The 23,217-nt window shown below is 32.9% G+C and carries 15 protein-coding genes; 9 read left to right on the plus strand and 6 right to left on the minus strand.

Going from position 1 to position 23,217, the window contains the following annotated elements; all coding sequences use genetic code 11:
- Position 1: 1 nt before the first annotated feature.
- From BLT80_RS04565 to BLT80_RS04575, 3 genes are all read left to right on the plus strand, one after another.
- The gene (locus BLT80_RS04565) at positions 2-718 is read left to right on the plus strand and encodes a LytR/AlgR family response regulator transcription factor (RefSeq protein ID WP_092466388.1); all 717 of its coding nucleotides are present in this window, start codon (positions 2-4) and stop codon (positions 716-718) included.
- Between the two features lie 636 nt (positions 719-1,354).
- Positions 1,355-3,952 (plus strand): DUF6923 family protein, encoded by a 2,598-nt coding sequence (locus BLT80_RS04570; RefSeq protein WP_092466389.1) that lies wholly within the window; start codon positions 1,355-1,357, stop codon positions 3,950-3,952.
- Between the two features lie 127 nt (positions 3,953-4,079).
- A complete protein-coding gene (locus BLT80_RS04575; RefSeq protein WP_092466390.1) occupies positions 4,080-7,538 on the plus strand; it encodes an SMEK domain-containing protein in 3,459 nt (1,152 codons plus the stop codon).
- Between the two features lie 15 nt (positions 7,539-7,553).
- Here the strand turns inward: BLT80_RS04575 and BLT80_RS04580 are convergent, their stop codons facing one another.
- Entirely contained in the window at positions 7,554-9,596 is a 2,043-nt protein-coding gene (locus tag BLT80_RS04580; RefSeq protein WP_092466391.1) for a tetratricopeptide repeat protein, read from the minus strand.
- Between the two features lie 147 nt (positions 9,597-9,743).
- On the opposite strand from BLT80_RS04580, the gene BLT80_RS04585 reads away from it, so the two are divergent.
- Positions 9,744-11,006: an oligosaccharide flippase family protein gene (locus BLT80_RS04585; protein WP_092466392.1), complete on the plus strand. Its 1,263-nt coding sequence runs from the start codon at positions 9,744-9,746 to the stop codon at positions 11,004-11,006.
- 109 nt (positions 11,007-11,115) lie between these two features.
- The gene (locus tag BLT80_RS04590) at positions 11,116-12,342 is read left to right on the plus strand and encodes a glycosyltransferase (protein WP_092466393.1); all 1,227 of its coding nucleotides are present in this window, start codon (positions 11,116-11,118) and stop codon (positions 12,340-12,342) included.
- Here the strand turns inward: BLT80_RS04590 and BLT80_RS04595 are convergent.
- The 3 genes from BLT80_RS04595 to BLT80_RS04605 are packed head-to-tail and all read right to left on the minus strand — an operon-like array spanning position 12,311 to position 18,149.
- The gene (locus BLT80_RS04595; RefSeq protein ID WP_092466394.1) at positions 12,311-13,849 is read right to left on the minus strand and encodes a glycoside hydrolase family 2 TIM barrel-domain containing protein; all 1,539 of its coding nucleotides are present in this window, start codon (positions 13,847-13,849) and stop codon (positions 12,311-12,313) included. The two genes, BLT80_RS04590 and BLT80_RS04595, sit on opposite strands and share 32 nt — an antisense overlap.
- Positions 13,846-15,060 (minus strand): hypothetical protein, encoded by a 1,215-nt coding sequence (locus BLT80_RS04600; protein ID WP_092466395.1) that lies wholly within the window; start codon positions 15,058-15,060, stop codon positions 13,846-13,848. Before BLT80_RS04600 ends, BLT80_RS04595 begins: the two co-directional genes overlap by 4 nt.
- Complete coding sequence (locus BLT80_RS04605; protein ID WP_092466396.1) at positions 15,060-18,149, minus strand: hypothetical protein; 3,090 nt, start codon at positions 18,147-18,149, stop codon at positions 15,060-15,062. Before BLT80_RS04605 ends, BLT80_RS04600 begins: the two co-directional genes overlap by 1 nt.
- A gap of 183 nt (positions 18,150-18,332) precedes the next feature.
- Here BLT80_RS04605 and BLT80_RS04610 point away from each other — a divergent pair, with 183 nt between their 5' ends.
- The 4 genes from BLT80_RS04610 to BLT80_RS04625 all read left to right on the plus strand — a co-directional run bounded on the left by BLT80_RS04610 (position 18,333) and on the right by BLT80_RS04625 (position 21,364).
- Complete coding sequence (locus BLT80_RS04610) at positions 18,333-19,529, plus strand: response regulator (protein ID WP_092466397.1); 1,197 nt, start codon at positions 18,333-18,335, stop codon at positions 19,527-19,529.
- 11 nt (positions 19,530-19,540) lie between these two features.
- On the plus strand, positions 19,541-20,023 hold the full coding sequence (locus tag BLT80_RS04615) for a glycosyltransferase (RefSeq protein WP_092466398.1): 483 nt from the start codon (positions 19,541-19,543) through the stop codon (positions 20,021-20,023).
- A 159-nt stretch (positions 20,024-20,182) separates the two neighbouring features.
- Positions 20,183-20,758, plus strand: a complete 576-nt coding sequence (locus BLT80_RS04620; protein ID WP_092466399.1) for a PhnA domain-containing protein — start codon at positions 20,183-20,185, stop codon at positions 20,756-20,758.
- Positions 20,759-21,049: 291 nt separating this feature from the next.
- Positions 21,050-21,364 (plus strand): STAS domain-containing protein, encoded by a 315-nt coding sequence (locus tag BLT80_RS04625; protein ID WP_092466400.1) that lies wholly within the window; start codon positions 21,050-21,052, stop codon positions 21,362-21,364.
- A 115-nt stretch (positions 21,365-21,479) separates the two neighbouring features.
- On the opposite strand, the gene BLT80_RS04630 is transcribed toward BLT80_RS04625, so the two are convergent.
- Together BLT80_RS04630 and BLT80_RS04635 are read right to left on the minus strand one after the other, a co-directional pair.
- Complete coding sequence (locus BLT80_RS04630; protein WP_092466401.1) at positions 21,480-21,944, minus strand: YybH family protein; 465 nt, start codon at positions 21,942-21,944, stop codon at positions 21,480-21,482.
- Between the two features lie 43 nt (positions 21,945-21,987).
- Positions 21,988-23,088, minus strand: coding sequence for a DUF4407 domain-containing protein (locus BLT80_RS04635; RefSeq protein ID WP_092466402.1), 1,101 nt, complete (start codon positions 23,086-23,088; stop codon positions 21,988-21,990).
- Between the last annotated feature and the right edge of the window lie 129 nt (positions 23,089-23,217).

Genomic DNA, 23,217 nt, shown 5'->3' on the forward strand with positions numbered 1-23,217 from the left:
CATGAATTGTATTATTATCGATGATGAAGCTACAGCAAGAGCAATCATAGGGCAACTGTGCTCTAACGTAGATAGCTTAGCGGTTTTAGAAGAATTTCCAAATGCAATGCAGGCTATAAAATATTTAAATCAGAATGAAATTGATTTAATATTTCTAGATATCCACATGCCCGATTTTACAGGTTTCGATTTTATTGAAACACTAAAAAATCCACCGAAAATAATTTTAACAACTTCCGATCCTAATTTCGCTATTCAGGCTTTTGAATACGATTGTATTGTTGATTATTTAGTAAAGCCAATTACACCAGAACGCTTTAAAAAAGCCATACAGAAAGCCGAAGCAACACCAAGTAAATCGTTAGAAGCATCACAATCAACTTCAGAGAAAGTAGAAAGTACTTCTGGTAACGATTTGTATGTTAACATCGATAGACGTTTAATAAAAATAGATATCCCAAGCATTTATTTGGTAGAAGCAAAAGGCGATTACATCCATGTAAAAACCGAAGATAAAAACTATACGGTTCATTCTACATTAAAGAAAATAGCAGATAAGCTACCAGACGATTTATTCTTAAAAGTGCATCGCTCATATATTATTAATGTCGATAAAATTATTGATATTGAAGATAATAGTGTGCTTATCAAAAAAGACGTGATTCCTGTGAGTCGTTCTAACCGACCAGAATTAATGAAACGTCTTAATTTACTATAATCGTTACGAGTTTATTTCGCGGTTATGTAGTGAGGTGATTTTTTTACTTTAAATAGATGATTTATCAATTTTTTAAAAAAACACATTAAAATTCAACCGTAAATTTTAGGATTTAACTCCATTTGCCGAAACTTGAATACGTTTAATCGGACGACCCCTTGATTCTCGTTAAAAAATATAGTAATACAAGTAAATGCTATTACTTTTGAAAGTAGTCATCAAATTGTTAGTTAATGATTGATGGTTATAGTAGGTATTAAAGTTAAAGGCAAAAGAGAAATCTTTTGCCTTTTTTATGATCTGTAGTGTTTATAAATTAACATTCAACGTTCTAAAACCGCAAGTGACCTTACCAAATGGTTGCGTTAGCGAAATAAAATAATAGTAGAAGTATTACACTATACTTTTGTCCTTTAATCATTTGATAAGTGGTTAAAGATAGGTGGTTAAGTTTGAGGCAAAGGAGAAATCTTTTGCCTCTTTTGTTTTTAGTAGTCGTCACTAAAAAATGTCATCAAAACCACTCGTCGACAGTAAAATGTAAACCAACGTGGTAGGCGCTACTCCAATCGAAAAACTAAAAATAAGGCTGAGTTATCAAGTAATTTTGCTTCAGAATCTAATAAGAAACTGAAGATGAATACACTTTACACTTTAAAAAATCAATTACTACTTATCGTTTTAGCGTTATGTAGTTTTAGCAGTACAGCACAAGATGTGCCGTTTAATTGCGATTTCAATGCTTACCTATTTCAGTATAACGATGTATATGCTATTGATTTAGCGTCTGGTAATTCGTATCAGGTTGCTGCAGATGTAACGCCAGGAAGTATTAATGCTACGGCTTACAATCCTGCAGATGGTTTTATTTGGGGATCATTAAATACACCAGCAAAATCGATTGTAAGAATCGGAAAAGATTTTAATACTACAACCTATTATATTGATGAATTGCCAACAAGCAACCGTTATGTTGGTGATGTAAGTTCAGAAGGTATTTATTATTTAAAAGCTGGTGGAAGCACCTATTATAAAATAGATCTAAATCCAGATTCAGAAAATTATACCCAATATCAAGCTACAGGGAATTTATCCCTAAACATTAGTATTCACGATTGGGCGTTTAATGCTGTCGATGGGCAATTATACGCGGTAGAAAAAAACACCAATATTTTATACCGTATTAATCCTGAAAACGGTGATGTTGCAGTTTTAGGAGTGGTGCCTATTCTTTCAGGTTTAAGCTATACCTACGGAGCGGTTTATTTTGATAATGAAGGACGTTTTTATATTTCTGCTAATCAAACCGGAACTATTTATGTGGTTCAAGCCGTTCAAGATTTAGATGGGATTAACCTTATAGATGCTAACTTATTTGCTTTCGGACCGTCTAGTGCTAGTAATGATGGAGCGCGTTGCCCAACAGCGCCAGTATTACAAGAAATTTGTGATAATGGTATTGATGATGATGGTGACGGCCTTATAGATTGTGAAGATCCATCCTGTTCTGGCTTTGGAATGTGTGATGTGATAGTTGCACCAACATCAAGCTCTAATGCAGGTGGCTTAGAAAGTAATAGCCGATTATCTGAGCAAATTAATGCACGTAATTTTAAAAGAGCTAAAACGGGCTATAAGTTTAATGCAGCAACAGCACCTAGAGTAGAACGCGGATTGATGTATGCAAGAGGCGTGAACTCAAGTTTTACATTACAAGATTTTGTACCACTGACAAGTATTAACGAAGATGAAGCTATTGAAGCATCGCCTTCAGACTTAATTGGCATTACGAATGCTACTGAAATCTACGCGGTGGATTACTTAAAAAATAATAGTGCTGTCGCTTCTGTTTTAGCCTTAAAAACTGAAAACGGGGTTTATGAGCATACCAAATACATTTGCGACCGTTTGTTAGGGGCTGAGTTGATCTCAGTATCTACCATAGATATCAACGAACAACAATTTATAAAATCGATTATAAAAAACGCAGATGGTACTTATGAATTTGTATTAAGCTTATCTGCTAAAGTTGTAAATAACGATGCTAATTTCGCTATAGAGAGTCACTGGAATCTCGATCAGTATGAGGAGAATGTCACCTTTTATAATTTTCAAATTTGGTCTAATACCATAGATGATTTATATGTGTTAGGACAAGAAGTGTTGAATTTGCTAGACATTCAAAAACCGATTGAAAGCTATAACAACTCAACACCACCAACAGTATTTGTTAGAAAAGGAAGCTACACTAACGGAGGTTTAGATTTGCAAATTATTAATACCAATGCTACGGAAAGCGTGACTTTAGATGCGGGTTATAGAGGTACTGAAACGGAAGATTTTGATAATCTTAATGCTATCATCGATTTAAACGGTAGTTATATTACGAATATTAGAGTAGATACAGGAAGTCTTTTTGATATCGGATTTAGAATTGGAGATGGTATGGCTACACCAGATGATTTGTTTATGTCTGATGGTCCTTGGGGAATTGACGATTCGCAAAGTGGTACTAATGTTAGCTTATACAATGTAACGCGGAATGACTTTGATTTTGAAACCACAGATTATTCAATAGAACGTAATGTCCAATTAACAGCTACGACCAATACCTACGTTGGTGCTTACAGAGCATTAACACCACGATTTAAAGCTGTAGATCTTACCGATTATAACAGTTTTAAGTTTAGTGCGCAAGGCACCGGAAACCTAGAAATCACTTTTGTAAAAGAAAGTATTACCAACTGGGAATCACAGTTTAAAACCACGGTGGCTTTAACTAACACAACTCAAGATTTTACAATTAATATAAACGATTTACAAAACAACACTACGAATGCAGTAAGCTTAAATGATGTGGTAACCTTAGTCTTTACGATGGTTGCCGATAATGGAGTAACAACGACCAAAACAATGGAGTTAAGTAACCTACGCTTTTCTCAAACAAGTGCTCTGTCTATAGACGAGTATAACACAGATTTAAATAGACTAATTGCAAGCCCAAATCCAATGACAACACATACCACAATAAACTTTACAGCTAATTACAGCGAAGATGTACAGTTTGTTATTTACGATCAAACCGGTAAAATAGTATATACCGCACCTTATACGGTAGAGCCAGGAAAAAACACTATAGAAGTTAATAGAGGTAATTTAAGCTCAGGCTTATACTTCTGTAAAATTCTGAGTAGTCAGTTTAACTACGATACGTTTAAATTAATTATCAAATAACCCCTAGATTTAGTATGCTTGCATTAGGCAAAAGCGAAAGCTTTTGCCTTTTGTTTTTTGTGGTGGTTTAGTTTTTATTGGTATATTTAATAAATGAATTTTTTGATTCAAAATAACTAAAAGCCTAATGATTAAAAGCTCAATTGAAAATGACCTATTAGGATATACTCAAAAAATATATGATGAAGGTATTTTCAATAAACATAATGAGAAAATTAATGCTGAAGACTTCTTCTGTCGTCTGTTCAAGTTAATTTATGGTTGGAGCGATTTAGTGAATCTTAATTATTTAGAATCGAATTCTGCAGGAATTGATTTGTATTCAGCTAATCAAAAAATAGCAATTCAAATTACCACTATACAAAGCAAAGAGAAAGAAAAAGTTGAAGGAACAATTAAAAAAGTTCTAAAACATCATTCTGACAAAAAAATAGAGGGAATTATATGTTTATTTATAAAAGATAATGGACCACTAAAAAATATAAATGTCAATGAGCTTTCTGAAGAATTTGGGATAAAAATTAAAATAAGAACTACAAAAAACATTATTGGAGATTTCCATAGATTTCCTTCACCCGAAAAAAAAATACGGATTTCAGAAATTGTTAAACAAGAAACATCCTCTGATTTTAAAGGAATAGATTCTTTAGAAATATTTGAGCCTTATTACAACAGAAAAATTTCAAAATATACAACACCAGAAAGCTTAATATATTTTTCTGCATTTGAGAAAAATAAAATTCAAGAAATACAGGAACTATTTAACAATGATAAAATCAAGGAATATTGCATTTTAGGAAACCCTTGTAGTGGAAAATCAACATTAGCAAACGCTATAATAAAGAAGCTTAATCCATATTATAAAGTATATTACATAGACCTTTCAGACCCTGATTTAAATAATTACAATATATTAAGTGAGATTAATCAACTATCATTTTATCATACCATTGTCTTACTCGAAAATGTTCACGATAACATAAAACTATTTAATAAAGTACAGCAAAAAATCATACGATTTCCTTGGTTAAAAGGGTTTTATATTTCTAGATATCATAATTCTTACAAAGAGGAAGATGAAAATTCGATTAGAAATATTTTTAAGGATATTGAAAAATTCAGATATAATCCAAATAAAATATTTGAAGAAAAAGTTTCTGGAATTATTGATAATCGAGTTAAATCTCTCAAAGATGAGTTTCCTCAATTTAATTGGTATGTTGGAGATTTTCAAACAGTTTTAAAGAATACAGACAGAAATTTATTAAAACTAAATATTGCATTAGAAACTTGGATTTCATCTACTAAAAAAGGTAGTAGAATTAAATTTGAAAAAATAAATAATGAAAGGATATATTCACATTTCTATGCAACTCATAAATTAAAAGAATTAGACAAAAAACTTTTGTTTTTGTATTCATACTTATACAGTTATGACATTTCTTTTTTAAGAATAAAAAGAAAAAAAGATGAATTTGATTTACTAAAAGAAAAGGGAATTATTCTAAATTACAATACGAGTGATTATTATTACTTTCCTCATAAAGATTATGCGAACTTAATTTATCAATCCTTAAAAAAAGAAAGAGATTTAGAAATTGAAGATCTTTTAAAATATTTAAAAAAGTATATCAAAAACTTTAAAACAGAATCTGAATTAAACATTACAGAAATAATAATAAAACTGTCTTATGGTAAGGAATTAAAAGTAGTTAGTACTTTATTAAATCAAGTTAGCGTACTAAAGCTTTTATCCAATGAATTTTCTGAAAATATTAGAGATTATGAGGTTTTTGAATTGCAAAAGGCCTACTTCTTATCTTTTGACAATCTCGATAATGATTTACAAGTAAAGTATTACACTCTCTTCATTAATTATTACATAAAACATAAACTTGAATTATACATTTCAAAAGACTATTCCGTCTACAGCAATTTAACTCAAATAGCAAATATTTTGAATATGATATTGGATAACATATTCATTGATTTGAATCCAAAACACAAAGAGAAACTTAATTATATTTCCGATTTAACGAAGAAAATCAGTTCAAGTAAACCATATCCGGAAACAGTTAGTAGAATACTTAATTCGTTCCACTTTCCCGAATGGTTGTTAATGATTGAAAAACTACCAACACTTTCAAGTATTGCTAACACATTATCAGAACTTAACACTTCACCCCTGGCGAAAAAACTATTAATAGGAATAGTTAATAAAATTGATATTCAAGAATTGGCATTAAAAGGTCAAAATTTAAAAACTGTACAAATCACAAAATCATTAAGAGAATTAAAAAAAATAGATACAGCTATTGGAACTGACGTAACAAATAATCTAATTAAGCATTTTTCTCTCGACAATAAAATTGCCTCAACAAATTTATCTGACTTCTCAAAAATTTTGTCAGACTTATCTTCAATTAGTCCTGATTTTGTTGAAGCAGAATTGACAGAAAGTTTTAATAACGGTACTTTTTATAGAATTTTGGAAAGAGAAAAAAGCATAAATCATATTTCAGCAAGCATTTTAGAACTTAAAAAAATTACTAATTCAAATGAAGATTTATTTTATGAATTAGTAAATAAGTTTTTTGATTCTAATGTATTTTATGACCTATTAAAAGTTCAAACTAATATTAACAGTCTACTTATTCTATTTGAACTTATAAAAAGAAATGAAGTTGGAATTAATGAATATATTCAAAATAAACTTTTAGTGTCTATTAAAAAACTAATATTAGAATGTGCCTATGATTATACTCTATATTCTAATCCAAAAGTTCTCAATATTCCAGAATTAAAATCAAAGATTGATAATGAAATCTCAACTGAATTATTCAATAAAATTCTCAATAGGTCTAAATTTACAATATTGGATTCTTTATTGAGAGTATTAAGAGCGATTAATAAAGAAAAAACAATAAACGCATTGAACAATGCTGATTTGAATATTTTTGTTCAATCAATGTGCAATAAAGAACTTAATATGAGTCAATCATTAGAGGTTTTATTTAGAGCTAAATCGAAGACATATAGTGATGATAATTTGAATTCAAATCCATTTTGGTACGACTTATTAAATGAATATCTAATAATTCAAAAAGATAACCAATACAATTATCATAAATTGAATTTTGGAGATTTTTTAAAAGCTTTTGAATTTAGCTTAAGAATAAATACAGAAATAGCATTAAAACACTTTGAGAATGATTTTCTAAATAAACTTAAATCAAAAGAAAATAAAAACTTTACTATATCATCGCTATTTCAATTTTTAAGAAAAATTGAAATTAAGACAAAAAGTAAGTATAACAGAGAAATTCAACAGTTTTTAGACCTTAACAAGTCAAAATTTATAGAAGGTATTAAAAACCAAAATATCGAAAAAACAACTTCTGGTTTGGTTGAATTAAGTAAGTGTGATTTCGGAAATTATGTTGACGAGTTTATTTACAATGCTCGAAATACATTTTCAACAAAACTTAATCACATCAAAGGAAATAAAAATATTGAGAAAAAAGTCCATGCGGATTTGCAAATTATAGCAACAAACAAATCAAGTTTTTTACTAAAATATTTATAAAATATGTGTATCAACCTACTTCAAAAACTGCCATTTAAAACGTAGTCCAACTTCGGTGAATGTAAAACCAGCAGCCGTTGCAGAAGCAATATTACTATGGGTTCCGTACACATTTAATAAACTACGTTCAGAGAATTTATAGCCAAAAGCTCCTTGAAAACGGTACGTCGTTTGTTTGTCATCATCTTCAATAAATTGGTAACCATAAGCAGCGGTTAAATTATAAAACCATGTTTTTGGTTTTGCGCTGTCTTCATTCTTAATCACATTCATAAAAACTTCATACACATTAAATTTTTCTGGACTAAAATAAATCGTTGGTACTTGATCCTTAAATGTAATGTGTTGGTAATTCACACCGACTTTTAAAGCTGGTTTTGGTAATAAGTTATAATACAATGACGTAAATAATAGGTTTCTTTTATTCCCATCATTTTGTGACGTATGCATCAACTGTGTAAACCATCCTAAGTTAAAATTAGTACTTAAATTATAGTTAGCGTAATAATTGTTTTGTACCAATTCGCGGTCTAATAATTCGGCATTAAAACTTTCTATTTGGCGTTTATATCCAATATCTAAAGTTTGTAGTTTAAAGGATTTAATATTAAAAGAAAGATCGGCTAAAAGTTGTGTGTAATCTGTGCTTTCGGCTTTTGCAGAGGTCATACCTGCTGTACCTTTAAACGTAATGCTAGGTAAGAGTTGGTAACCCAATCCTAAGGATAAATTGCTAGAGGTAGCACTAATATCGGTAACCGTGTTGTTGGTCGTTCTGTAATTGTAATTTCCTAAAAGTTTAAATTTAGTAGATAAAGGATATTCTACTGTATTAGAAAAAGCAAAGGCTTTGTTGTCTCCATTATCAAACGTGTGCGAGGCGTTAGATTCTAAAACTGGTGCAAAGCTAATATCTAATTTATTTATAAAGTTAACCGCATCTTTTTGATTGTCGTAGAACTTTAAAGTGTTTTCGGCTGAGGTGTAAGCATCGTCATAATGACCTAAGGCTTTTAGCACGTTGGCTTTTCCAAGGTTACCATCAAAAGATGTACTGTCGTTTGCTAATATGCTATTGTAATCGCTTAAACTCTGTTTAAAATTACTCTTGTAAATGTTTAAGGTGGCGCGTAAGGCTAAGACCCAGTTTTTGTTTGGGTGCTCCGTAATTAACGAGTCTATTAAGGTGGTTGCGGCTTTGTATTTTTTATTCCAGATTAAAGCTTGAGCATAACGTTCGGTGGTTTGCTTAGTGATCGCTTTGTCTGTGTCTTTGTTTAGGCTATTAAATGCTTCAGTACTGATGCTTAACGCTTGCTTCTCTTTACTGTTTAAATGTTCTACCAAAGCCAAACCGTTTAATGCCACAATTTTGTGTTCAGGTTGTTCAGCTAAACGGTTATACATGGTTTTTGCACTCTCAAGTTGGTTCCATATTAAATACAAATTTGCAAGATTTAATAAGGTGTCTTTATCGTCTCCGTATAATTCAAGATTTTTGGTTAAAAGTAGTTCAGCTTTATCATAATTCTGTGCTTGTTGGTTTTGGTAAGCATACCCTAAATAGATGTACTTTTTAGAGACTAGAGCATTTGGATTTCCTGGTGAAACCTCTAACGCTTTATTAACCATAGTTAAAGCCGCTTCATATTCCTTTAAGTTAGAAAGTGTATTAGCAAAACCTAATAGCGCAGCAAAACTTGTTGGGTCTTCATTTACTAAACCTTGGTAATACACTTTAGCGTCGGTAAAGTTGCTGTTCCATAATAAAGACTCACCGTAATTTAGTTTTACTTCAAAATCATTTGGGTAATCGGCAAGCAAATCTGTAAATAGTGCGTTGGCTTCTGCTGGCTTTCCGTTAAGTCCAATAGCACGACCATAACACAAACGTGCCGTCTTATTATTAGGGTAGTCTTTTAATATGGTATTAAAAAACATTTCAGCTTGGTTGTATTTTCCGGTTTCTAAATACGTAAAACCTTCTTGCATCTGTTGTGCAGATGCACTAAATACAATAAAAAATAAGGCTAAATTAATAAGTGATTTCAAAGTCATAATTTCTCTTTGTTTAACTAAGTGCAAGTTACGGAGCATATGTCCTCCATTCACCTACAGCAACTTGCCATCCATCGAAATATAAAGAACATACATAGAAATACGCTGGATATTTGCGTCAGATTTAAACCAATACCTACAGAAAATATGCAATTATTAAGCGTAATAAAATCGAGGAAATTAACACCAGAACAGCTATTTATGGTCAGTGTTTTGGCCGTTAATGGAGGCAATTATTTGTACAACCTTATATTAGGTCGTGTACTTGGGCCAACACAGTTTGCAGATGCTGCTGTGCTCATTACATTTTTATTGGTACTCTCTTTTATGGCCATGACGTTTCAATTGGTAACGGCAAAATTCTCGGTGTTATTTGAGAATGCTGTGTTTACAAATTTTATAGCCAAAGTATACAAGCAAGCTTTCACTGTGGGTGTAATTCTAGGCCTATTGATTATCGCGTTTTCTTCCCAATTAAAAGCGTTGTTTAACACCTCGTCGTCGACCATGTTTGTCATTTTTGGTTGTGGTGTGCCACTTTACTTTTTAATGAGTGTCAACAGAGGTGCTTTTCAAGGTAAAAAAGCATACAAGTCGTTATCGATAACCTATCAAGGAGAAATGTTAAGCCGATTGATCATCACCTTGGGTTTAATATTTCTTTTTAATATACAATCATCAGCAGTCATTGCTATAGGTATTGTACTCTCATTTGTTTTTGGAATGTTTCCTTTTAAAATGAAAGACCTCACGTTAAAGAAAACAAAACCATTATCGCTCGATTATAGCAAACAAATTAAAAACTTCTTTTTATTAACGGCGTTCTACGAGCTGACACAGATCATTATTAACAACAGTGATATATTATTAGTAAAGCATTATTTTGAATCTTACGAAGCAGGATTATATGCGTCCTTAGCTTTAATTGGTCGTATTGTCTATTTCATCGCATGGATGTTTGTTATGTTATTATTGCCGGCTGTCGTCGAGTTGAAAAAAGAAGGCAAAGAAACGGCTTCCGTATTGTTTAAGTACGTTGGCTACATTGCAGTGATCTCTATCGTTATTGTTTTAACCTGCTTAAGTTTTCCGGAATTAATAATTAAAATCCTTTTTGGAGAGCAATACATTGCCATGGCACCGCTTTTATGGAAATATGCTATTGCCACTTCTATGTTCGCTATCTCTAACATCTTTGCGTATTACTATTTGTCTTTAGATAAATATGTGCCAGTTATTATTTCTGGAGTATTCGGAATGCTACAAATGCTATTAGTGATCTTTTTTCACGAGAGTTTAGAACAGGTGGTACATATGCAAATAATTGCAATGACTTTGTTGCTAATCATACAGTTAGTGTTTTTTAAGCTCGAAATAAGAACACAAAAAAATGCTTTATCTAAGGATTAATTCCATTCGTCTACAGTAAAAGACGTTCCACCGAAAGTGCTTGACTTTTAGAGATTTAAAACCCCAAATTTGCATTGTAATTAATTAAAACATTTAAAATTTCACCATTATGAAACTAGCTATTGTAACCGCATATCCTCCAAGTAAAGTCACGTTAAACGAGTATGCTTATCACTTAGTAAAGCAGTTTAGACAAAAGGAAGCTGTTACAGAATTAATTTTATTAACGGACAGAACAGAAGGAGCAAAGGATATTGAATTCACGGAAGACGGTTGTAAGATTACGATAAAAGAATGTTGGTCTTTTAATAGCTACAAAAACGTGATTTCTGTAACAAAAGCCATCAATACCACAAAGCCAGATGCTGTATTATTCAATCTACAGTTTATGAAGTTTGGAGATAAAAAAATAGCAGCAGCTTTAGGATTACTATTACCATGGATTTGTAAGTTGAAAAACATACCAAATATCGTTTTACTACATAACATTCTTGAAGAAGTAGACTTAGGAAGTGCTGGTTTTACATCAAATAAAATCATGCAGAAGATCTACGGATTTATAGGAACCAGCTTAACCAAGCTTATTTTAAAAGCGGATGTCGTTGCAGTAACCATGCAGAAGTACGTGAATATTTTAGAGATAAAATATTTGTCCCCTAATGTGAAATTAATTCCTCACGGCACATTTGAAATACCAGAAGAACCCAACTATACTTTGCCAGAAGGACCACTACAAATTCTAACGTTCGGAAAATTTGGAACCTACAAAAAAGTAGAAGGTATGATTGAAGCTGTAGAAATGGTTAGAGCTAAAACAAAATTAGATTTAGAAGTCGTTATCGCTGGAACAGACAACCCAAATGTACCAGGTTACTTAGCAAAAGTACAAGAAGCATATAAACATGTCCCTCAAGTACGTTTTACTGGTTATGTTGAAGAACACGAAGTTCCAACCTTATTTAACGAAAGTGCTGTGGTTGTTTTTCCTTATACCTCTACAACCGGAAGCTCGGGAGTTTTACACCAAGCAGGTAGCTATGGTAAAGCGGTGGTGATGCCAGATTTAGGAGATTTAGCATTGCTAGTCAAAGATGAAGGTTACATAGGTGAGTTTTTTGAGCCGACAAGTGTAGAGAGTTTAGCAAATGCCATAGAAGCTATCGTAACAAATGAACGTTACAGATCACAATTGGCTATGGCAAATTATAAGGCTGCCACAGCGCATCCTATGTCGCAAATTGCAGAGTTGTACTTAGAACATTTTAAAGATATCATAGATGAAAAACGCTTAGCATTCCCTAATGTTAATGCTGCTGCGCAGAAGGCTTCTTTTTAGTTATAAATAAAAAAGAAGGTTTTCTAATTCCATTTTCATCTATAAATCCAAAATGCTTTTGAGCATTTTGTCGCCAAGGAAGTCGCCCTACGACTTCCTTTGGTATTTTATCAAAGTCGTAAAGTGTCCACGACATAAATTGAATATCATGTTCAGAAAAAACAGTTTGTATTGTTTTATGATATTCGGCTTGGTCGTCTTCCGAGTTTCCAAAAGGATTCCATAAACCGCTGTAAGATGATAGGCCGTATTCGGTAATCACAATAGGTTTATCTTTAATCTTAGTTTTTAAAACTTTAAAAGTAGTGTCGAGAGCTTCTAAATCCTCATAATAATGAAAAGATACCAGATCTAACTTCTCTTTTAGAATGGTTGCACTTTCAGCATTAGACCATCCAATTGTAACGGCATGATTAGGATCTTGCGATTTTACAAAATCAATCATATGCGCTAACCAAGCAGTCACTAAAGTTTTACCGCGCGATTCAAAATCTAAATTCGGTTCGTTTTTAATATCCCAAACGGCTAATGCCTCGTGGTCTTTTATGGCATTAATAATTGTTTTAGCATGTTGTTGTGTAAGGGTCCAATCGAGGACAGAATAATCACCATAGAAATCAAAAAGCGTTACCATCACCTTTAAATTGGCGGTTTCTGCAAGATCTAAAAGAGTAATCAGTTGGGCTAATTTGTTTTGGTCAATATCCGATTTTCCAAAATCTTCATAAGGCACAAACACACGAATACTATTAAGTCCGGTTGATTGTATCAACTCAAAATCTGACGCTATAATATCAGGATTAAAATTATCGCCAAACATAGCCCAAGGGGTGGCTTGTGGATAGTAATTAATACCGTTTATTGTAGTTGTGTTAATAGGTTGCGTCGAATTGAAAACAGTATAAGGTTCCGACTTTATTTTTACCATATGGCGTACACGCCAAAAGCCATCTTCTAATAACAGCGTGACTTTGTAACTTGATTTTTCGGTAATTTCCGTGATCAGTGCATTGTCTTTAAAGATTTGTTTATATTCTATAACCTCATTGTCCGTGAGAACCACAAGTTGGCCGTCTTCACTAAAAAACTCTAAAGTAGGATGATGCTCTAAAGTCGTACCAACAACAGTAGTGTTGTTCTTACTATTAATCGCGATAATGTTAAACAGGTTTTGTCGTGCACTTTCGGTGTAATAATCATCAATACCAATAGTCGTATTGGTTTTGTAAGCTACATGTTTTACAAACCAACCGTCTAAGTAATCATTTTCAATAGCAGTTAATGTTTGTGTATCTATTGGTCGTCCTTCATTGGTTAGAGGTTGCCATGTGATTTCAGGAAGATATTGATCGATTTGTTTAACTTCAGTATGTAGCATTTTACTACGATCGGCACCTGTGTTGAGGTAACTGTAAACCGCGCCAAAAACGTAAATCACCAATGCTATTATTAAAACATAGGATAACAAAAGTGCGCCTCTTAATATGTTTTTGTTAATCTTACTCATAGATTAATTGTTTTGTAAGATTTAACAATGCCAGCAGTTTTAAGCTCAACGTCATACACACCTTTTGGGTAACGATCCTTGTCTAAATAAAATTCAGCCATACCATTAAAGGTGTCTTTTATGGGTTGGTGTACTAACATGCCATCTTTGTATATCGACAACTTTATCGTTAAGCCATCTGGCACACGTTGACTCATAAAACTTTGTATAGGACCGAGCGTTAGCGTTCTGTTATCTTCAGAAAAGGCGACTTCAAAATCTGAAATGGCTTGTTTGTAATTTAAAACGATCGTATCACTATTCGCCATACCTTCAACATAAGCTTTTACACTCCACTGGTCTTCAAAATCGGGATGTAACATGTTTGCACTCGCCATACCGTTGATGGTGGTGCCAGATGTTTTTGATTTATAACCTGCTGTATTGGTAATAAAGAACGTAACAAATGTCCCATCACTTACAATATTATCATAGCGATCTTTAATTACCGACGTTTTAAAAGTCGTTATCTGATTGCCATCTGCATAATCATGAATGCGTTCCGAATCGATTTTAAAATCCGTAGGAATAGCAGGCATTACATTAACATCAAATTCTTTAGAGTTGAGGTCTAGACATGATGAACTGATAAGCATTCGTCCTTTTTTAGTTTCAGAACTAATGTTTTTATAAGCAAAACCATTTTTAGTCATTACGTCTGATACATACGTATTGGTTAGAAATTGATGCTTTATCGTAACGCTAGTGCTATCGGCTAATGGATTGTCTAAATCATCTGTTGGAATAACGACGAGCATCGTGTAATCTGTGCCTCCAGCTTCAATACTTGGTGGTCCTAAATAACTTTCTATAGCTTCGATTTTTGATTTTGGTTGAATGGTTATGTGTCCGGAAATTGGATGAGATGTTGTTTGTAATTGCCAGTTGAATACACCCGATTTATTAGACATAACTTCAGGTAACATAAATTTGAGCTCCTTATCATTAACCACAGGTTCTAATAAAATAGAGCCATAACTGTTAGAAGCATAGAGTAAGACTTCTGAGTCGCCTGTAAACGCAAATCTTAAGGCGATAGATTCGCCAGCGATAAATTCACGCTTTGTTGTAAGAAGTGTATATGTCGCATCGCTTTCTAAAGTATTAACAACTACTGTTGAAGTTAGCAACAGTAAAGAAATGAATGATATGTAGAGATACTTAAATGTCATTAATTAGGGCTTCCGATATAAGTATTGATTTCTAGTTTTATAAATTTATAAATAGGGTGATTTATCTTCTGAAATTCGTCATTGTGATGATTACGAATTCGGTTCGGGACAATTTTACTCGCAATAGCCGTATTAGGTAAGCCATTGACAAAACAATTACTCATATCTTCATTAATAACCCGAACGGTTTCATTCGTTAATAAAGGGAAATCAAAAGTCTGCGAACGCTGTTGTCTAATGCCTTCTTTTACAAAAAGGTGATCTACCCAAACTAAATTTTTGTCGGCATCATAGTACGAAATTAATAATTGTGGAATCGTGACTTCTTCAATACCAGTATTAAATAAGGTTCCTGAAAGGTGTGTGTCGTTACTTTCAGAAATTGTAATAGTGGTATTTTTAAATAAGTCGGATCCCGAAATATTCCCAGCAACTTGAAGGTTAAATTTTGTGGGTTGTTCTTCTAATTCAATAGGTGTAAACTCATCGGGATTAAAGGTTTTCGGAATAGAATCTTGAGTTTTAGACCAAGCAATACCTTCAAAATTAATTCGAAACGAACTGACTTCTTTTGGCATCAGCTTATGGTTAACGTGATATTTAGCATTGTAAGTGGCCAAAAATTTGTTGTCATCATTATACAAAGTCCCTTTTAAAACCACATCTGCTGGAACATTGTCTATATTCTGAATTTCGCCAATAATGGCATAATGATTTTCAAACTTAACGAGCTTCGCTTTTAAGATTTCTAAAACGGGTTGCTTTAAAATATCCTCGTGATGTGTTTCTTCTGTGGTGATGCGTCGTCTACCTTGATTAAAATAATTTGTAGAATTACTAGAATACAATTGGTCTGGTGGTAAATCTAAATCGATATCCTCGGGTTGAATGTACCATTTGTTATCTAGCTTAACTAGGGTTTTATAATCGACGCGTTTAATTTTTTCGAGCGGTGTAATCCAATCGGTAAAGACTTTTAAACTAGCTAAGCTATCTGTTCTGCTTAGTGTTTCGGTGGTAATAGCATCTAACTTCGCATACGAACTTAATAACCCATCAGTAACCGATATTTCTAACATATACTGCGCAATGGGTATATCACTTTTAGGATTAATTAAACTGTGAGCGGTTTCAAATTCTTTAAAGTCTAAAGCATCATAATAAGCAAGTATGACATTTTCGGGTGAATAATGCGATTCATTTTTTATGTAAAATATGTAAGTGCCATAACATACAATTAAGGCAAGAATGAAGGACCAAATATGTGTCATTTTTAAAACACCACTAGAAAATTTAGAATAGTCGTTTTGAAAGTTAAGGTACGCCGGAAGTTTTTTAGCCTTCGTTTTTAGAAGTCTAATCCAAAGCATTTGTATGTTTAGGACAAAAGCGATTAAAACCGTCAGAAATGGCATAATTCCCCAAAGGATTTTTTGCCATGTAGCCACATCGTCTTTGGGCAATATGGATGATAAAGGTGGAACGTTTAGTTTTTCCCAAACCATAATACCGTTTTCGAGTTGTCGTAAGCGTTGCCAACCGCAGAAATACAAAATAGGATCGTAGAATTTATCGTTAGAGAAGATATACTTAAAGTTATACTTTTCTGGTGTGGTTAAAAATTGTTGTAACGAGCCAATACCTTCAACTCCTTTAAATTTTGAATTTTCTAAACGCTCAATTGGTCGAGTGGTTAATTCTGGTAATCGTCTTGCCGAATGGTAATTTCCATCTACAGACATGGCATTGGTTTGTGCCGATAGCCAAGCCATTTGATCTCCAAAGCCTAAAGTCATGTACCTCCATTGATCGTGATTATCTTGGTTTAAGAAATTAACAATAGGAAGCATCTCAATGCGTTGTGGTTGCGAGGGTTTAAAATAGCTTAGACTCATGGTGAAAATCGTCATGAATAAAAAGAGTCCAGCTAAAAGTCCACCTATTAACCGATGGTAAATAGCACCAAACTTATTTTGAATTAAGGTTTTTAAATCTCCTTCAACAAACCGATACGTAAACTCACCAAATAAAGGCAGAGACATAATAGAAGCCCAAAGTGTAAATCGGTCTAAGGTTAAGATATTAAAAGCCGTTTCGCCAAGTAATAGTCTAGGGATTGGAGTGGTACCACCAGTGCCTAAAACAATAAGAATAGTCATCGATAAACCAAAAAACAAATAGCGTTTGGTATAATATCTGTAAAAAATGTACGGTAATAATATGAGTAAGATGCCCCAGGGAATTAGAAAGAAGACCAATCCAGACGAGGTGATTTCTAAAAAATTATCTCTCGAGCCATGTGGAATTGGCACCTGTGTTATCGGGTTGTTTTTAGAGTTAATCCAATACGGCAAAATACAACCCACGATGATAACTAAAGACAGTATCCCAAAACTAATAATGCGTTTAAAGAGTTTAAAGAAACTATTTAAAAAGACTTTAAAGGTTATGGCTTTTACAGAATCGACTTGGTCTCTAGAATGATCCATAATCACCATGCCTATTAATGGAAAGATAAAGAATATCATCCCGAATATAGGGGTCACATGATGAGACGTTACGGTTACGGCAATTAAGGATAATGAGGTGGCTAAATAACGCCATTTGCCTGTTTTTAACCATAAATAGATTTCAGGCAAAGCATGCATTAATACGGATATGCCAATGATACTAGGAAGTTGACCAAAGACGTGAAGCGTTTCAACAAAAGACGAAGAAAATACAGCGAGTAATGCGGCATAACCAGCAGCTGTTCTATTAGAGGTGATTAATAAGGAAAAGCGATAAACTCCAGTTATAAATAAAACAATAGCGAGTAAGGCTACGGTAAACATGCCAAATTTTAAACCGCCAATTAACGATAGTGCAGCAATAGATTGATGCACCAAAGGAGGATAGCTCATTACGGTAAAACCGGTGTACCATTTATAATTCCACGGTTCAAACCAGCTCGTCGCATAATGATCTGCAAAAAACAAATGGATTAAGGCATCATATGTGGTTTCTAAGGTGAAAAATATAGACGTACCATGAAATGCAATACCTATAAGTAAAGCTGCAATTAAATATTTGTTTGAAGTGTTTTTCATGTAAAACCTTGTCAGGGCTATCAATACTGTAAAGATATATAATTTAAATAGGGCTTCGTTTTTTAATTATCTATAGCAATCTGCCATTCGTCTACACTTACCTATGGGTTAAGCTAAATTAAAAAAATAAGGACGTCATCTCAGGTACTTTTGCACTGTAAATAACAAACAAAAACAATTATTATGAAAGTTTTAGCCATAGATGATCAACAGTTAGTATTGCTTCCGCTTGAGAAACGATTATTAGAATTAGGATACGAAGTAAAGACTGAAACGGATGCATCAAAAGGATTAGAATTATACGATACGTTTCACCCAGATTTAGTTATAGTAGATATAAATATGCCAGGCGTTTCGGGTTTAGATGTCGTAAAACATATCAGAATTGCAAAGCACTCTGACACACCAATCATGATATTATCTGGGAATACTAAAGATGATACTATTACTGAAGCTTTCGAATTGGGGATTAACGATTATATGAAAAAACCGTTAAGTCTTAACGAAATATGTGCTAGAGTAAAACGATTAATAGGTGTACCACAAATAGATAATGCGATTCATTCTAATAGCAATGTGATGATTCAACAACGTTGTGTAGGAGTCGTTATTCCTTGTTACGACGAAGAAGAACGATTATTAAGTGATGAGTTTTTAAATTTTGTGGATGAAAATTCGGGGTATCATTTGTGTTTTGTTAATGATGGCAGTAAAGATAAAACCTTAGAAGTGCTTCATAATTTACAAAAAGGAAGAGAAGATTTTATCACGGTTTACGATTGTGAAAAGAATGGAGGTAAAGCAGAAGCTGTACGTTTAGGAATGCTTCACATGGCTAAGAAAGAAGATTTAGATTATATCGGATTCTTAGATGCAGATTTATCGACGGACTTAGCAGATTTCGATGATTTAGTAAAGACGATTGAAAACTCAGATTTTAAAATTGTCAGTGGTTCTCGTATTTCTAGAATGGGAGCAGATATCACTAAAGAGTCGGCCAGAAAAATAATCAGTTTAACCATCAACTTTATTATTAGAAAGATTTTAGCAATGGATTTTAAAGACACCCAATGTGGTGCTAAAATTTTCAGTAAAGATGTTATTGGTATTGCGTTCGCTGAAAAGTTTGTAACACAATGGATTTTTGATGTGGAAATCTTTAAAAGAATGAGCATACATTTCGGACTTAAAAAGGCAAAAGCCATGCTTTGTGAACAACCTTTAAAACGTTGGATTCATGCTGACGGTTCTAAATTATCGATGAAAGATTCTGTAAAAATTGTTGGGCAATTAGCACAAATAGCTTGGGTGTATCGCTCTAAAAAGCAAACTACTAAGACTGCCGTAGCAAATGGATTAGAAGTTGCATCATATAACTAAACCATCGATTAATGAAACTTGGAATTATAATAATATTTCATAATAATGAAACGGAAATCGATAAGGTATTTTTTATAAAACAAATTCAATTATCAGACACCATAGAATTATGTTTAGTAGATAATGAAAGTAAAGATGGTACTTTAAATGTTTTAAACGATATAAAAGAAGCTTGCGCAACACAAGTATCAGTTATTGAGATAAAGAAAAAAGCATCTGAAGAGGCTGCTAAAAGAGCAGGCGCTCGATATATGTTTAATCAGTTTAACTTAAAACATTTAGGGTTTGTTAATGCGGCCAATGTTATAATTGAAGATAGTGAACATTTAAATGTGGTAATCGAAAAATTTTACAATAATAAAGAGGCCATCATAAAATTTAATCGTCTAACGATAGAACAACAAGAAGTGAAACAAACACTTTTTAAAAGGATATTCTCTGTTATTGATTATCTAAAGAAAATAAATAATAGTCCTCAGTTAAACTATCAATAATAGATGGTATACTTCTTAAATGCAATGTCCATTTTAAAAGGCGTAAGTATAGCGTAATATCGTTATAAATAGGTCTTACGGTGTGGTTGTAAAAGGTTTGCTTAAAAAAACCATAGAAATATCATAATAATTTTACATTTGCACAATACAATATTTATTATGTCATTAGAAAGAGAACTACAACAACGCAGTGGCTCCAAATGTGAGCTATGCGGCAACGAAGAAAAATTATCGGAATATACAGTTTCTGATATTAAAGAAAACGGATTAAAAACAGTTCTATATGCATGCAATGTGTGTACAGAGCAAATGAATGATTCAGACGCTATTGACGCCAACCATTGGAGGTGCCTTAATGATAGTATGTGGAGCGAGCACGATGCTGTAAAAATTATGGCTTGGAGAATGCTAAACAGAATTAACGCCGATTGGACGCAAGACTTATTAGGCATGATGTACATGGAAGAAGATCTTTTAGAATTGGCTAAAGCTTCTGGAGATGGAGAAGATGATGAGAACAAGTTGATTCATAGAGATGTGAACGGTGTGATTTTAGAGCATGGGGATTCTGTTGTTCTAATTAAAGATCTTAAAGTTAAAGGCTCTAGTATGGTTGCTAAGCAAGGTACTGCTGTTAGAAACATAAGACTCGATCATGAAAATGAAACCTATATTGAAGGTCGAGTAGATGGTCAGCAAATTGTGATCATCACAGAATATGTAAAGAAAACCTAAAAGATTAGATAATAAATTAGACTAAAATTTATTAATTAACATAATTTCAAAAACCTGATTCTTAATTGATTCAGGTTTTATTTTTCCTACAAATGAACCATTTTAAAACTTGTTGTTTATCGAAAAAAAGAACATAACGTTTCGAATAGTCTATTCAAATTAACCCTTTATCGAAAATAACACAAAGACAGATAGTTATATCCGATATTGTGGTCATCCCTCTAAATAATATCAAAAAGTATACTGATTAATAGCCTCAAATTAGTATGAACACTTAAAACATTATTTATTATGGACTTACAAATTACAAATTACAACAATCGTTTTCAGATTAAAGGAACTTTAAACAAGTTAAATCTAAAAACATTCAATGCTCAATTTTCTAACATATTTGATAAACTTGATGATATTTTATTAGATATTGAACAAGTAAGTAGTATCGATAGAGCAGGAGTGATGGCCTTAGCAAAATTGCATAATGAGTCTATTACAAAATCAAAACGATTATCAATTATTGGTTTTGGGTGTAAAGAGTTGTATCAGCATTTTAAATCAGAAGAACCAAAAGAGACCATGGTGGCCTCGCATACCGTAGTGGCTGCTTAACCCAAACGAAATTCTACCGACATATATAAACAAAGTATATCCTAAATATCTATGGTGATAGATAGGTATTTAGGAAGTGCTTTGTTTTTTTATTCTTTTGGACTTGATTTTAGTTTTAGCAAGACATATCAGCTACTATTTTCCATTCGCCATTTATCTTTTTAAAGATAATGATGAAAACACCATTAGCATCGCCAACTTCGCGTTTTAGGTGGTACTCTCCCATCACCCAGTAATTATCTCCTTCAATTTTTGAAATATCATTAATTACAAATCTTAATGTTCCGCTTTCTGCTTTTGTTGGATAGCCTTTTTTGTAATTCGCTAAGGTCTGGTCCCAACCAAGCGTTAAGCCTTTACTACCATAAAATTTAAGGGAGTCGCTTTTCCAGTAGCCTTGCATAAAACCTTCTAGATTATGATTATTCCACGCGGCTTCTTGCTTTGCCATTACAAGGCGGATTCCAGCTTCAGCAAGTACTACAGAATCGCTATTTGTTGTTTCTGTAGTGACGTCTGCCTTAATACTAATACAGCTAAAAGATAATAATGCCAATGCAATGGCCACAATATATTTCATAAGAGTGGGTTGTTGTTTTCAATCTAAAATAACAACTAATTTTCTAAAGAATACCTTTTTGTTGTTTTAAAAAAGCATCAGCTTGATTTTGCATCAGCGTTCTTGCATGCTTTCGTTTGTAATTCATAACCTCTTCCTCATCAGCAATTTCATTGTAAACTCTATTGTTAATGGTATTATCTGTTTTTAAGAGTAGTTTTCGTTCTGCGATTTTTTGCATGCTCCACGTCTTAATTGCGGTTTCTTGGTCTTCTAGTTTATAATCAAATTCACCTTTTGGAGCCAGTAATTTCGCAATAATTGGAGAGGTTTCAATGGCTAAAAACAAAAGAAAAATAAAGAAGGACGGTAACCAAGGTAATTCACCTAAAGCCGTAATGCGTGCCATGAGACCATCAAAATTATCAATAATGGGTTGCGATGTTTCAACGTTAGACGCATAATCTGCTTGAAGCGTTGCTTTTTGTGTTTCAATCGCCTCAATTTTTGTTTTAGTGTCGGATTTTAACTGTTGTAATTCAGCTAATCCAGCATCGTGTTTGTCTCGTTTTTCCTTATAAACAGGGCCTTTGCCAAAAAGGTTTGTGCCAGCTGTGCCCTCTGCTTCCGAAATGTAAGTGTCGTATAAGGCATTGACTTCCGCTTCTTTTAAATCTACTTGAGCGTTTAATCCTGAAATTTCACTTTCTAGAGTCGCAATTTTAGGATTAAACTGTTCAGCAATTTGATTCTGATTGGCGAGCGTTAAATCATTTTTTTGCTCAAGTAAAACCTGATTAATTTCCTTTTCAAAAATCTTTAATTCTAAAGGTTTTGAAATGACTATAGCAATAATAAGGGCTAAGAATAATCTTGGTGTCGCTTGAAGGATTTCGTCTAGAATATTGTCGCGTTTTTTAATGGTCGAAACAATATAGCGATCTAGATTAAAAATAAGTAACCCCCAAATTACTCCAAAAAATAGTGAAGCATAGAGATTGTCAAAAACGGTAAAGAGTGCATAGCTGGCGGCTATAGTTGCCATTACAGCCGTGAAGAAAACCGTAGCTCCAATACCAGCATATTTGTTCTGTTCGCCCATGGAACAGTCGTTTAAAATGTCGGTGTCAGCGCCAGAGCAAAGGATGAAGAATTGCTTTAACATAAGTGATTGATTTTTTGATTGATTACCTATTAGAACGCTAAATGATTGGTTTTGTTACATGTTGAGGTGAAAAAAGCCTCAATTAAGAGGCTTTTTTCATGAAAATTTAAAATTAAAGAAACTACTATT

It is taken from the genome of Winogradskyella thalassocola, assembly GCF_900099995.1.
In the GTDB taxonomy this organism is placed as follows: domain Bacteria; phylum Bacteroidota; class Bacteroidia; order Flavobacteriales; family Flavobacteriaceae; genus Winogradskyella; species Winogradskyella thalassocola.